The organism is Amycolatopsis sp. NPDC005003 (assembly GCF_053600695.1).
This window is the reverse complement of the sequence record NZ_JBSGAI010000002.1, coordinates 43407-56671: the sequence shown is the minus strand read 5'-3', so window position 1 is coordinate 56671 and position 13265 is coordinate 43407. Positions and strand designations below refer to the sequence as shown.

Sequence of the window (13265 nt, the reverse complement as noted above, 5' to 3'; positions counted from 1 at the left end):
CGCCCCATGTCCCCATCAGCCGCGCTGATCCCGGTGTCGCCGCACGACACCGGGATCGCCGAGGCCGCCACGCTGTCCGGCCGCCTCACCTACCTCTGCATGTGCCTGACGCTGTGCTGGGGCGTCCTCGCCGCCACCGGCTGGGTCCGCCGGTTCAGCGGCCAGGACGCGATCCGCACCGGGCACGTCGTGCTCGCCGCGTTCACCCTCGCCACCGGCACCCTGCACGGGCTGACCTTCCTCTTCCTGGAGGACGACCCGTTCGGCGTCGCCGATCTGCTCGTCCCCTTCTACGACGGCACCCCGCGGCACGCGCTGGGCATCGCCGGCCTCGAGCTCGTCATCGCCGTGTCCGTGACGGCGGGGCTGCGCCGCGGCGCCCGCGAAGGCCGCTGGCTGCGCTTCCACCAGGTGGGGTACCTCGCCATCGGCCTGCTCGCCGGGCACGCCTGGCTCGGCGCCATCTCGAGCGGGCACCTCGCCGTCGTCTGGCTCGCCGGCATCACCCTGCTCGTCCCGCCGGTGCTGCTGTCGGTGCTGCGCGTGCTGCCGGCCTCGGTGCTGGCCCGCCTGGGGCTGGTCGCGCCGCCGCCCGCCGGGGACGACCCGGAACCGGCCACCGTGCGCGTCGACGTCGACAGCCAGCGCTGCCACGCCTACGGGGTGTGCCAGTCGGAGGCGCCCCAGGTCTTCCAGCTCGGCCTGGACGGGCAGCTCGCCTACGAGAAGCGCCCGGGCGCCCAGCTGGTCCCGCACGTCCAGGCCGCCGCGCGCGCCTGCCCCATGAGAGCCATCCACCTGTTGGGAGCCACCCGATGAGCGAACGCATCGTCATCGCCGGAGCCGGTCTCGCCGGCCTTCGCGCGGCCGAACGGCTGCGCGAACTCGGGTTCGACGGCGAAGTCGTCGTCCTCGGCGCCGAACCCGACATCGCCTACCACCGCCCGGCGCTGTCCAAGCAGCTGCTCACCGGCGCGGTCAGCCGCGCCGACACGCTGCTCGCCGACCCCCTCGAAGTCGACGCCGAATGGCGGTTCGACACGCCGGTCACCGCGCTCTCGCCGCAGCGGCAGGTCGTCCACCTCCGCGACGAGGAGCTGCCCTACGACGGCCTGATCATCGCCACCGGCGTGGAACCGCGCCGGATGCCCGGCGCGCCGCACGGCCACCCGCGCGTGGTCGTCGTCCGCACCCTCGCCGACACCATCGCCCTCCAGCGCGCCCTCGCCTCGAACCCCGGCCCGGTCGCCGTCATCGGTGACGGCTTCATCGGCTGCGAAGTCGCCTCCAGCCTGCGCGAGATGAACCGCGAGGTCGTCCTCTTCGGACGCGCGAGATCGCTGCTGGCCGACGTCCTCGGGCCCGACATCGGCGACTGGCTCACGGCCCTGCACACCGCCCGCGGCGTCCGCCTCGAACTCGGCACCACGATCCGCCGCTGGCGGCCCGCACCCACGCACGTCGGCCTGGAGTTCGCCGACGGCCGCGCGCTCGAGGTCGCCTGCGTCGTCGTCGCCGTGGGCAGCGTCCCGGCGGTGTCCTGGCTGCGCGGCGCCAAGCTGCCGCTCGACGACGGCGTCGTCTGCGGACCCACCTGCCACGTCGTCGGCTCGTCGACGATCGTCGCGGCCGGCGACGTCGCCCGCTGGCCCAACCTCCGCTTCGACCCCACACCCCAGCGCGAGGAGCACTGGCTCAACGCCGTCGAGATGAGCCGCGCCGCGGCCCAGAACCTGCTCGCCGGCCCCCAGGGCTCCCCGGCCTACACGCCGGTGCCCCGCTACTGGTCCGAACAGCACGGCGTCCGGATCCAGGTCGCCGGGCGGCCGTCGCTGGCGACCGACACCGTGCTGCTCGAATCGCCGGTCCCCGGCACCCGGCCGATCACCGGCTTCGTCCGCAACGGCCGGCTCGTCGGCCTGATCGGCCTCGACAGCCCCGCCGCCGTCCTCCACTGGACGGCCGAACTGGCCCGTCAGCACCCGGCGCCCGCCGAGCCGCCGCCCGAGGTCCGGCCACGCCACCACACCGAGGCGGTGGCGGGCCACTGAGCTACGATCCAGCTGCGGACGAGCTGGCAGGGCGGTCGCGGGCCGGGGTGACCCGGCCCGAGGAAAGTCCGGACTCCGCAGGGCAGGGTGGTTGCTAACGGCAACCCGGGGTGACCCGCGGGAAAGTGCCACAGAAAACAGACCGCTCTCGCCTTCGGGCGAGGGTAAGGGTGAAACGGTGGTGTAAGAGACCACCAGCGTCCCGGGCGACCGGGACGGCTAGGTAAACCCCACCCGGAGCAAGGCCAAGAGGGAGCCCACGGGCTCCTGCGCAGGCGTTCGAGGACGGCCCGTCCGAGCCTGCGGGTAGGCCGCTGGAGCCTGCCGGCGACGGCAGGCCGAGATGGATGGCCGCCGCCCCGCGAGCCGCAAGGCGACCGGGGAACAGGATCCGGCTTACATGCCCGCTCGTCCGCCCCACCCCGTGTCCCCAGGGGCATCACCCGTGATCAGCGGGGCATCACGTGTGATCGAGCGGGCATCTCGCGTGCTTGGAAGGGCATCGGCGTGATGCCCGCCGGATCACGCCTGAAGCCCGCCCAGTCACGCATGAAGCCCGCCGGATCACGGGTGATGCCCCTCGGCGCACGCGTGCGGCCTCCTCCGGGCCGGGCGAGGTTCGTTCCTTGCATGGTTACTCGGTAGTAGGGTGCGGGTATGGCGGGTGACGAGCAGCGGTTCAAGTCGGCTTTCGATTCCTTGCACGCCTTCGTGTACTTCGTGCCCGAAGTCGACGCCGCGCTCACCGGGATCGGGCTCCGGCCGGGCCGGATGCCCTACTTCGCGAGCCGGTCGGCGGCCATGGGCGCCGTCGGGGCCGAGGTCGTCGCGGCCACCTTCTACAACTTCAACCCCGAGGTCGTCGCGCGCACGATCCCGCGGGCCTGGACGCTGGCGACTCCTGAGCAGGTCCTCGACGCGCGCCTCGAAGGCGCCGACAAGGCCCTGACCCGCCTCCTGGGCGACCACGTGAAGAGCGACGAGGTCGCCGAGGCCGCCGAACTCGCGCGCGAAGCCACCGCCGGCTGCACCGGCGAAGGACGTCCCCTCTACGCCGCGCACGCGGGGCTCGCCTGGCCGGGCGAGCCGCACCTCGTCCTCTGGCACGCGATCACGCTGCTGCGCGAGCACCGCGGCGACGGGCACATCGCCGCCCTCGTCCTCGAGGGGCTCGGCGGGCTCGAGGCCCTGGTCACCCACAGCGCCACCGGACGCGGGTTCAACGTCGCCGCCGCGAAGCTCACCCGCGGCTGGAGCGACGAGCAGTGGGCCGCCGCCGAGAGCCGGTTGACCGACCGCGGGGTCCTCGGCGCCGACGGCGCGCTGACCGACGCGGGCGCCGCGCTGCGCGACCGCGTCGAGGTGGCGACCGAAGCCGCCGCGCGCGGGCCGTGGGACCACCTGGGCCCCGAGCGGACCGCCCGGCTCGAGGAACTGTGCCGCGGCCTCAGCCGGCGCGTCGTCGAGGCCGGCGCCTTCCCGGACGGCGTCTTCGCCCTCGGGCGGCCCTGAACCCGGTCAAGATCACGCTATGTAGTGAAAAAGTTGTGAAGTGCCCGGCGCCCCGTGACGGACAGCACTCGCGGTCAAGATCGACATGGCCACCGACCGGCGGACCGTCGTCACAGAGCGGACTCGCGGGACGCGGCCGTTCGTGTCATGCAACACTGTTCCAGGCCGCACAACGGCCAGAGCGTCAGTACCCACAGTGAGCAAATCCCGGGCAATGGGGTGAGTTCGTCAGCACACTGAGAAGTATGGGTGGCCGGGGTTCAACCCGAGGGCCCTTGCCGCGATGATGGTGGGCGTGGAGATTTCGGGTGCCATCCGCGCCACGCCGGTTGACGAGCCAGCCGGTCTCCACGCTGTGCACTTTGACCACTACCCCTCGTAGCCCCCATGATGTTGTTCGAAGCACCGCCTGAGCCAGAACCGCGCGGCCCCCACCGCGCACCGGGAGTATCACGATGATGACCTTGACCACCCTCGACACGCTGGCCGCCGGCGAACTGGGCACGGGAAACGTGCGCACGTGGCTGCTCGACAACGTCATCCCCCTGGTGCTGCTGGCCGTCGCACTCCTGCTCCTGTGGCTGGGCGGCGGCAAGGGCGACAACGCCGGTGTCATGCGCCGGCTCGCCGGCGTGGTCATCGCGCTCGCCATCATCGGACTCGCGGTCAGCGGCGCGGGCGTGAACGTGGGCCAGTGGATCGCCGGCCTGTTCACCGGCTGAGGCGGCCCGCGTGCGCATCAGGACCGACGACGAGGTGTACCGGGTCGACGCCGTGTGGCTCGGCCCGCCGAAAGCGACTTTTCCCTGGAGAGCCCGGTACGTCGCCTGGCTCATCGGCATCCCGACGTTCTTCCTCGTGCTCGGCGTCGAGCGCTGGGCGGGGTGGAGCTTCGGGTTCTTCTCGACGGCGTGGGCGTTCGTCGCCACCATCGTGATCACCCGGCTGCTCACGGCCAAGATCAGCCACGAGCGCCCGCTCGGCGCCGTGGTCGCGATGGCCGGGCGCGAGCTGCAGACCCCTCGGGTACGGACCACCGGCACGGGGGGCGCGGTCAGCGCCAGCCGCGTCCGGGTGCGGGCCGAGCGCCCGCTGCCGAAGCACAAGCGCAGGCGGCGGTACCAGCACCACGGCGGCCCGCCGGGTGCCGTTCCACCTGTGCCCCACGCTTCGGCGGGGGTGTTTCGCGGCACTGCGTCAATCAACGGCACTGCGTCTAACGGCACTGGGTCGGTTCACCAGGGAGCACCACGAGCGCGCCGGAGCCGGGGCAACCCGGCTCGGGCCGGGAGGTAGTCGTTGTTCGGTCGCGGCGGTAGCCGAGGAAAACGGGGTCGGGACACCCACTCGGGCGCATGGCAACCGCCCGAGCAGGTCCGCGCGTCGCGGAACGGCTCGGGGAACAAGGCGCGCCTGCCCGGTGAGCAGGCGATTCCCGCGTATACCCCGTCGATCGCGGTGCGAAGCATCGACGGGCACCTGGTCCGCACCGGCGTCGAGGTCTACGCCTGGTACCGGCTGGCGCCGCAGCGCTGGTCGTTCCGCTCGGACTCGCAGCGGCGCGACCTGATCGCCGCCATCGCGGGCCAGTACGCCGAGCTGCAGGGCCGCTGGCTGCACCTGCGCGTGACGAACCGGCCGTACCCGATCCGGATGTGGGCCGAGGCGCACGTCTACAACGCCCACAACCGCCCCGGCGACGTCCCGGGCGCGCTGTCGTTCGACGACTACCTGATCGGCGAGCAGCAGCAGCTGATGGGCCGCTCGATGGCCGAAAAAGAGGTCTACCTGGGCGTCCAGGTGCAGACCCGGCGCATGGTCGACCGCGCGGTCGAGCGGGCCGCGCCGGTGCTGCGCAAGATCCTGCCCGAGGCCGTCGACGCCGAGCTGACCGCGCTGGACTCCGAGGTCGAGCACCTCGACCAGGTCATCGGCAGCGCCGGGCTGGAAGGCCGTCCGGTGCACGCCGAGGAGATGTCCTGGCTGATGCACCGGTCCTGCTCGCTGGGCCTGCCCGCGCCGCGGAACATGCCCGCCGTGCCGGGCGCGGCCTGGGAGCCGGAGGACCTGGCCAGCTTCACCGACGCCGCCGACTACTACGCCGAGCCGTACGCGCCGACGGTCACCGTCCGCGGCCGCACCGGCTCCAACGCCGGCGTCTCGCGGCACCTGGCGATCCTCACCGTCGGGCAGATGCACGGCCTGCAGATCCCCGAGGTCGACGACCCGTGGATCCAGCACGCCGACCGCCTGCCCGCCGCGGTCGAGGTGTCCGCGCGCATCTACGTCCGGCGCCCCGAAGAGGTGGCCGGCGAGCTGCAGCGGCAGATGAACAAGGTCCGCTCGCAGGTCAAGCACTACACCGACGAGCACGAGCTGGAGCCGCCGCAGTCGCTGTCCCGGCAGGCCGGGCGCGTGCTGGAGATCGACGACGAGATGACGTCGGGCTTCACCGCGCTGGCCACCCGCGTCCGGTCCTGGTGGCGGCTGGCGGTGTCCGGCCCGACCGAACGCGACGCGCTGCGCCTGGCCCAGCAGCTGCTCGACCTGTACAAGCCGAAGATCGCCATCGAGCACCCCGAAGCCCAGTACGCGATGGCCCGCGAGTTCATCCCGGGCGAGCCCCTCGCCTCGGCGGCGTACATGCGCCGCGGCTCGGTGGTCTGGGCGTCCTCGGCGGTCCCGACGGCGACGGCCGAGGTGGGCGACCGCCGCGGCATCCTGCTGGGCGAGACGTGCACGGCGACCCGGCGCCCGGTGGCCTGGGACCCGTGGATGGCCCAGGAGATCCGCGACGGCTCCGGCCTGACCGCGATGGTGGCGGGCCTGGGTGGTGGTAAGTCGTTCCTCGGCGGCGGCATCGTCTACAAGACGCTGCGCGCGGGCGCGAACTGGACGATCCTCGACCCTTCGGGGCCGTTGTCGCGCCTGTGCGACCTGCCGGAGCTGCGGCCGTACGCGCGGCCGATCAACCTGCTCAACGCCCAGCCGGGGATCCTGAACCCGTACCGGGTGGTCGCCGAGCCGCTGATCGAGCACTTCATGGACGAGGACGACCCCGAGCGCTCCTGGCGCCGCGAGAAAGCCCTTGCGGGTGCGACGCGACGGCGTCTCGTGCTGGACGTGCTGACCGGTGTGCTGCCGTACGAGGTGTCCCGGATGGCGCAGACGCGGATCGTGCTGCTGCGCGCGGTCCGGGCCGTCGGCGGCCGCTTCGACGCGGACCCGGGCCAGGTAATCGATGCGCTCCGGCGGGATTCTTCGGAACACCACGAGCACGCGGGCGTCGTCGCGGACTTCCTCGACGAGATGCGCGAGCGGATGGCGCTGCTGATCCCGGAGACGGACGCGGACCCGTACTCGGAGACCCGCGACGACCGGCTCACCGTTCTGACGATGGCCGGGCTGACCCTGCCGAAGGACGGCGTCCCCCGCGAGTACTGGACGGACGCGGAGTCCCTCGGTGTCGAGATGCTGAACCTGGCGGCGTGGCTGACCCAGCGGTCGGTGTACGAGAAGCCGAAGGAGATGCGCAAGGGCGTCTGGATCGACGAGGCGTTCTTCCTCTCCGAAGTGCCCACGGGCCGCGTCCTGATGAACCGCTTCGCGCGTGACTCGCGCAAGTGGAACGTCCGCGTGCTGCTGTCGTCCCAGATCCCGGCAGACTTCCTGAAGATCCAGGGTTTCGTGGCCCTCCTGGACTCGGTGTTCGTCGGCCGCCTCGACGACGACGACGCCCAGGCGGACGCCCTGCGGCTGCTGAAGGTGCCGGTCGGAGTCGGCTACGAGCAGGTCGTGGCGGCCCTCGGCCGTCGTCCGGGCGCCCAGCGCGGCCTCGAGCGTGACGTCGAGCCCCGCCAGTTCATCTTCGGCGACGGCGCCGGGGGTGTGGAGCGCATCCGCGTCGACTTCTCCGGCCCGCACCTGGACCACCTGCGGTCGGTCATGGACACGACACCGGGATCGAAGGACGCGTCGTCGGCGTCGCGGCGCCCGGGCAACGAGCTGGCGCTGCCGTCGGAGGAGAAGAAGCCGTACGTTCCCGTGCCCCCGGAGGACGACATCGAGCTGGAGCAGGACTTCGAGCTGGCGGCGGAACTGGAGGTCGGCCTGGCCGACGAAAACCTCCTGGGCGCGCCGGACCCACTGGCATCCGAGACGGGCGAGGTCGAGGGCGGCGTCCAGCCGTCGAACGGGCAGCAGCACGCCCGGACAGGCGGAAAGGGCGGCACCGGCCGGGACGCCGCATGAACGCGGCCCGGGAGCGAGGCGTGCGCGCGGATCGGGGCGCGGGCCCCGGCCACCGGCCCGAGCCGCATCCCGTTGCGGGCACGGGGGGTGCGGCATGAACACCCTGCTGACGTTGGCGGTCGTGCTGACGCTGGCCGCCGGGTGGCACGCCGTCAAACGCCGCATCAAGGAAGGTCCGCCGGCCCGGCGCGTGCCGAGCCGCAAGGCGACCATGTTCGCCGTCATGCTGGTCCTCGGCCTGCAGGCCATCGCCACGGCGCCCGCGGCCAGCGCGGCGGCGTGCGGTGAGGCGCCGAACCCGGAACGCCCGGGTGCCGGGATGGTCGGCGCGATCGACCCGCCGGAAGGGCACGGCGAGCCGAACAGCGCCTATATCGACTACGGCTACGCGGGCATGGTCTGGAACACCTTCGAGACCAACTGCTCGGCGGTGAACCTGACCCCCGCGGGGTCCACTTTGGACACCTGGGGTGGCAACCAGCTGTTCAACCTGGGCAAGAACATCGTCGGCGCGACCAACTCGCTGCACTACACGGTGCTCGAGGGCGGCCTGCTGAACCCGATCTACAACGCGGTGAAGTCCGGCGCCGAGAAGGTCTACAACAACATCTACGCCCAGCTGTTCGGCCTGGTCGCGCTGATCCTGTCGATCATGATGTTCCGCAACATCTGGCGCGGCGACCTCGCCGCGGTCAGCAAACGGGCGCTCTACGCGTTGGCGGGGGTGTGGCTGGCGGCGTCGTCACTGGCGATGCTGCGGTACTTCGACCCGATCGACAAGGCGATCGTCCAGACCACCACCAACATCCAGGCGGGGTTCGTCGACGAGAGCGGCGACCGGATCGTCCGCGACATCCTGCCCACCCAGCTCCACACGCAGATCGTCTACAACAACTGGCTGCGCGGGGAGTTCGGCACGCCGACGGCGCCGCAGGCCGAACAGTTCGGCAAGCCGCTGCTCGATGCGCAGGCATTCACCCGCAACCAGCTGGTCAACGGCGACGACGGCAACCAGTCGGTCATCGACGGCAAGAAGAACGCCTACAAGGACATCTCCACCAAGCTCGGCCCGGCCACCGGCTACTTCACCGGCGAAGCGGGCGGCCGCACCGGCGCCGGGTTCCTCTCCCTCGGCCAGGCCCTCGTCTACTCGCTCTTCCAGCTCCTGGCCAAGGCGAGCGTCCTGCTCGCGCAGGTCCTCATCCGCCTCTTCGCCCTCACCGCGCCGCTCATCGGGCTCGTCGCCCTACTGCACCCGGAGATCCTGCGCCGCGTGCTCAAGGTCGCCGGCGGGGTCGCCTTCAACCTCGTCGTGCTCTCCGTCCTCGCCGGGGTGCATGCCCTGCTGCTGCAGGCCATCTTCGACGCCGGCAACTCGCTGAACATGCTCACGCAGATGGTGCTCGCCGGGCTCATCACCGTGCTGCTGTTCATGGTCGGGCGGCCGGTGCGCCGGCTGTGGCAGATGGTCGAGATGTCGGTCAGCATGGTCGGCGCCGCCGTGCCGTCGCCCGGCGGCGGGATCTTCTCCCGCTTCCGGCGCAACAAGAACGGCCCGACGCCGCAGGACGAGTTCTGGCAGAACGTGCGTGACACCGACGACGTCGTCGACGGCGAGCAGCGCGGCCCGCTCGGCGCCACCGCCGGTGGCGGCCGGTTCCGGCCGGAAGCCACGATCTTCGCCAGCGCCCAGCGCCTCGACAACGGCTCCTCCCGCCCGGCCGCGGCCTGGTCCGGCGCGTGGCCGGGAGCCGTGGGCGGCGGAGGCTCCGCGGGCGCGCTGCCCGCGGGCGGCCGTCCCGGCGCCCCGGTGTTCGGCCAGTACAACCCGGCCAACGGCGACGGCGGCGAGTACGTCGTGGTCGGAGCCGGCGGCCGTCCGACGACGCGGGAGGAGAGCCGGCGCGTCGACACCTCGCCGGTCGCCGACCGGCGCTGGAGCGACGAGCCCGAGCCCGTCGTCGTGCCGTCCGACCTGCGTCCGCCCGAATCCACCTTCAGCGACTACGCGCCGCGCACCCCCGGTGTGCGTGCCCAGCCGCGCCGCGTGGACCCCGAAGTCGTCGCGGGCAAGCCGGTGTTCGTGCTCTACCGGCCGTCGCGGGGCATCGAGGTCCGCGAGGAGCCGCGGGACACCGACCAAGTGCTGGGGCGGTGACCGATGCCGATCCGCACCAACCGCGGCCGCGCCGCGGTCTACCGGCGCCTGTGGGGCTGGCCGCTGCGCTCGCCCCGCCACCTCGTCGGCGCGCTCGTGTTCCTGGCCATCCTCATCACCGCGCTCGGCATCGTGCTGCCCAAGGTGATCGGCAAGCCGCAGGCCAAGGCGTCGCCGGGCGGCACGGGGACGACCACCTCGGCGACGTCGACCGCCCCGGGCATCGCGGCGCCGGTCCCGACGTCGAACCTGCCGACGCGGCTGTCGACGCCGCTGGCCACCCCGACGCCGACCACGCCGAACGCCGACGCGATCCGCGTCGCCAAGGAGTGGGCCGCGGCCTGGGTGCGGCACCCGGCCGGGATCACCTCCGAGCAGTGGCTCGCGCAGCTGAAGCCGTTCACCACCGAGGAGTACCTGCCGCAGATGGCGACGGTCGACCCGGCGAACATCCCGGCGACGAAGGTCACCGGTGAGCCGGTCGTCGGCACGGCGTACCCGAGCTCGGTGCAGCTGACCATCCCGACCGACGGGCCGAAGCTGGCCATCACCGTGGTGAGCACCAACGCCGGCTGGCGGGTCGCCGACTACGACCAGGCGAGCTGACCGTGCGGCGCCTGGGGTTGTGGCTGGGGCTGGTCGTGTTCCTCGCGGTCGGTGCCCTGGTCGTGACCGCGGTCGCCGCGAAGGTCGTGATCGACAACCAGCAGGCGCAGGCCCGGGGCGTGAACCTGATGAGCTGCGACGCTTCGGTGGGGCCGACGCAGCCGGGCCAGGGCGACCGCGGCAAGGTCGACGCGTCGAAGCTGGACGACGAGCAGCGCGGCATCGTCGCGCTGATCATCTCCATCGGCAAGCAGCGGACGCTGGCGCCGCGCGCGTGGCAGGTCGCGATCCAGGCCGGGATGACCGAGTCCGGGCTGCACAACCTGACCTACGGCGACCGCGACTCCCAGGGCATCTTCCAGATGCGGCCGTCGATGGGCTGGGGCTCGGTCGCCGAGGTGACGAACCCGACGTACGCGGTCAACAAGTTCTACGACGTCCTCCTCGCGGTGCCGGACTGGGAGAACAAGCGTCCGGGCGACGCGGCCCAGGCGGTGGAGCGCTCGGGCTTCCCGGACCGCTACCACAAGTGGGAGCCGATGGCGGCGACGCTGGTGGAGACGGTCGGCCAGGTCGTCGACGTCGTCGCCTGCGGTACCGGCATGGGGGCGCTGCTGCCGCCCAGCCAGGCAGCCGCGAAGGCGATCAGTTTCGCGCTGGGCGAGCAGGGGAAGCCTTATGTGTGGGGCGCCACGGGACCGGATTCGTACGACTGTTCGGGGTTGATGCTGCGGGCGTACGAGTCGGCGGGGATCATCCTGCCGCGCGTCTCACGCGATCAGTACCACGCCGGCGCGTACCTGCCGGTGCGGGACGCACAGCCCGGTGACCTGCTGTTCCTCGCCACCGACCGCTCGGATCCCTCGTCCATTCACCACGTGATGATGTACCTGGGCGACAACAAGGTCGTCGAGGCGCAGCAGACCGGCGTCCCGGTGCACACCCGGGCCTTCTCGTTCGACGAGCGCGAACTGGTGCCGCAGGCGGTCCGCCCCGGCGTTTAGCATGGGGCGCGAGGGCCTGGACAGGATCGGTACCGACACACCCGACGTCGCGGCGCTTCCCCGAGCAGGCGGCCGCGCACTGGCAGAGGATGAGCACGTGGGACGCAAATTCGGCAGGCGGGGCAAGCCCGGGGCGGGCGAGCCCCGGGACCCGGCGGCGCTGTTCGGCGCGCCTCAGCCGCCCCGGCAGAGCGCCCGTCCCGTGTCCAGCACCCCGCTCGCCGACCAGCTCGGCCAGGGGTACCCGGGGGTGGACGCGGGGTACGTGGTGCTGCCGCGTTCGCTGGCCGAGGGCATGTCGCTGCCCTGGCAGCACCAGATGGCGGCGTTGCTGGCCCAGTTCCACGCGCAGAACGCGGGGTTGGCGTGGCCGATCTACCGGGTGGTCCCTTCGCGCTACGAGAAGCTGGCGGACCTCGACGAGGAGCAGCTCGCGGAGGCGGGCTACCTGGTGGAGATGGACGCGGACGGCGAGATGGTCTACCGCGAGCGGAGCGGCCGGAAGGTCGAGGACCCGGAGAACACGTCGGTACTGGTGTCGTGCCTGGACCCGATCCCGAAGCCGATCGCCCGCCCGGCACCCCCGGCGGCCTCACCCACCGGCCCGGCGGCGGCCGCCCCGGCCCCGATGAACATCGGCCCGGCCCCGGTGTGGCGGACGGTGCCGCACCCGCCCCCGGCGCAGTCGGTGCCGGGGACGCCGGAGCAGCACGTCCCGGGAGCATGGACACGTTCGGCGCCGGAGCGGGCCGAGCCGGCATCGGAGCCCCAGTGGGCGGTGACGGCGGAGTCGGACCTGCCGGGGCCGGTGAAGGCGCCTTCGCCTCGGCATGCGGCACCGCCGTTGCCGCCGGAGGTGCGTGGTGGGGTTCCCGAGCCGGTGGCCCGTCCGTCGGCTCGGGTCGCGCCTGAGGTGGCTTCGGCATCGCCTGTGCCTGCGCCGGTCCAGCCTGAGCAGCGGGCGAGCGAGTTTGAGCCTGCGCCGGTCCAGCCTGAGCAGCGGGCGAGCGAGTTTGAGCCTGCGCCGGTCCAGCCCGAGCAGCGGGCGAGCGAGTTTGAGCCTGTGCCGGTCCAGCCTCAGCAGCGGGTGAGCGAGCTTGAGCCGGAGGAGCCGGCTGCTGCAGCGGTGCCGCGGGTAATCGATCGGCTGGATGCTGCAGCGGAGCCTGGTGAGGCTGCGGTGTCTGCTTCGCGCGAACCTGCGGAACGCCCGGAGGTCGCTGCACCGGCATCGGCCGAGCCTCTGGAAGTCGCGGAACCGGCGGCGCGGGAGGCGGGCCACCCGGAGGAGGCCGAATCGGCTACCGCCGGACCGGCACCGGGGGAGGCCGCTCGCCCGGAGGCGATCGAACCCGCGGTGGCGGAGCCTGCGGCGGCTGAGCCTGCGGCGGCGGAACGTGCGGTGGTCGAGCCCGCGGTGGTCGAATCTGCGGCGGCGGAACCCGCGGTGGTCGAGCCTGCGGCGGCGGAACCTGTGGCGGCCGAGCCTGCGGTGGTCGAGTCCGCGGTGGTGGAACGTGCGGCAGCCGAATCTGCGCCGACGGAACCTGCAGCGGCCGAGGCGGCGGTGACCGAGCCTGCGGCGGCTGAGCCTGCGGTGGTCGAGTCCGCGGTGGTGGAACGTGCGGCAGCCGAATCTGCGCCGACGGAACCTGCAGCGGCCGAGGCGGCGGTGACCGAGCC

The 13265-nt window shown here is 72.5% G+C and carries 9 protein-coding genes, 1 other RNA gene and 1 pseudogene; all 11 read left to right on the top strand.

Translation table 11 applies throughout. From position 1 onward, the window contains the following. The first annotated feature begins 6 nt into the window (after nt 1–6). Nucleotides 7–819 (top strand): ferredoxin, encoded by an 813-nt coding sequence (locus ACWED2_RS02640; RefSeq protein WP_449688688.1) that lies wholly within the window; start codon nt 7–9, stop codon nt 817–819. Beyond that, the gene (locus tag ACWED2_RS02635; RefSeq protein WP_449688687.1) at nt 816–2051 is read left to right on the top strand and encodes an NAD(P)/FAD-dependent oxidoreductase; all 1236 of its coding nucleotides are present in this window, start codon (nt 816–818) and stop codon (nt 2049–2051) included. The genes ACWED2_RS02640 and ACWED2_RS02635 overlap by 4 nt, the downstream gene beginning before the upstream one ends. A gap of 19 nt (nt 2052–2070) precedes the next feature. Next, nucleotides 2071–2466, top strand: an RNA gene (gene rnpB, locus ACWED2_RS02630) — RNase P RNA component class A. Between the two features lie 242 nt (nt 2467–2708). Next, nucleotides 2709–3563 carry an SCO6745 family protein gene (locus tag ACWED2_RS02625; RefSeq protein WP_449688686.1) on the top strand — a complete coding sequence of 285 codons (855 nt, stop codon included), beginning with the start codon at nt 2709–2711 and terminating at the stop codon, nt 3561–3563. A gap of 455 nt (nt 3564–4018) precedes the next feature. Continuing rightward, nucleotides 4019–4285 carry a hypothetical protein gene (locus ACWED2_RS02620; protein ID WP_449665586.1) on the top strand — a complete coding sequence of 89 codons (267 nt, stop codon included), beginning with the start codon at nt 4019–4021 and terminating at the stop codon, nt 4283–4285. Nucleotides 4286–4295: 10 nt separating this feature from the next. Then, nucleotides 4296–4859, top strand: a complete 564-nt coding sequence (locus tag ACWED2_RS02615) for a hypothetical protein (RefSeq protein WP_449688685.1) — start codon at nt 4296–4298, stop codon at nt 4857–4859. A 3-nt stretch (nt 4860–4862) separates the two neighbouring features. Further along, the gene (locus ACWED2_RS02610) at nt 4863–7814 is read left to right on the top strand and encodes an ATP-binding protein (RefSeq protein ID WP_449688684.1); all 2952 of its coding nucleotides are present in this window, start codon (nt 4863–4865) and stop codon (nt 7812–7814) included. A gap of 94 nt (nt 7815–7908) precedes the next feature. After that, nucleotides 7909–9972 carry a magnesium transporter gene (locus ACWED2_RS02605; RefSeq protein WP_449688683.1) on the top strand — a complete coding sequence of 688 codons (2064 nt, stop codon included), beginning with the start codon at nt 7909–7911 and terminating at the stop codon, nt 9970–9972. A 3-nt stretch (nt 9973–9975) separates the two neighbouring features. Beyond that, on the top strand, nt 9976–10578 hold the full coding sequence (locus ACWED2_RS02600) for a hypothetical protein (RefSeq protein ID WP_449688682.1): 603 nt from the start codon (nt 9976–9978) through the stop codon (nt 10576–10578). 2 nt (nt 10579–10580) lie between these two features. Further along, nucleotides 10581–11582 carry a C40 family peptidase gene (locus ACWED2_RS02595; RefSeq protein ID WP_449688681.1) on the top strand — a complete coding sequence of 334 codons (1002 nt, stop codon included), beginning with the start codon at nt 10581–10583 and terminating at the stop codon, nt 11580–11582. 97 nt (nt 11583–11679) lie between these two features. After that, nucleotides 11680–13265, top strand: a pseudogene (locus tag ACWED2_RS02590) (hypothetical protein); the annotation flags it as partial.

What these genes read in the sequence shown, in the direction of transcription:
- ACWED2_RS02640 (WP_449688688.1), top strand. Translation starts at nt 7, where the DNA reads ATGTCCCCATCAGCCGCGCTGATCCCGGTGTCGCCGCACGACACCGGG.
- ACWED2_RS02635 (WP_449688687.1), top strand. Translation starts at nt 816, where the DNA reads ATGAGCGAACGCATCGTCATCGCCGGAGCCGGTCTCGCCGGCCTTCGC.
- ACWED2_RS02625 (WP_449688686.1), top strand. Translation starts at nt 2,709, where the DNA reads ATGGCGGGTGACGAGCAGCGGTTCAAGTCGGCTTTCGATTCCTTGCAC.
- ACWED2_RS02620 (WP_449665586.1), top strand. Translation starts at nt 4,019, where the DNA reads ATGATGACCTTGACCACCCTCGACACGCTGGCCGCCGGCGAACTGGGC.
- ACWED2_RS02605 (WP_449688683.1), top strand. Translation starts at nt 7,909, where the DNA reads ATGAACACCCTGCTGACGTTGGCGGTCGTGCTGACGCTGGCCGCCGGG.
- ACWED2_RS02600 (WP_449688682.1), top strand. Translation starts at nt 9,976, where the DNA reads ATGCCGATCCGCACCAACCGCGGCCGCGCCGCGGTCTACCGGCGCCTG.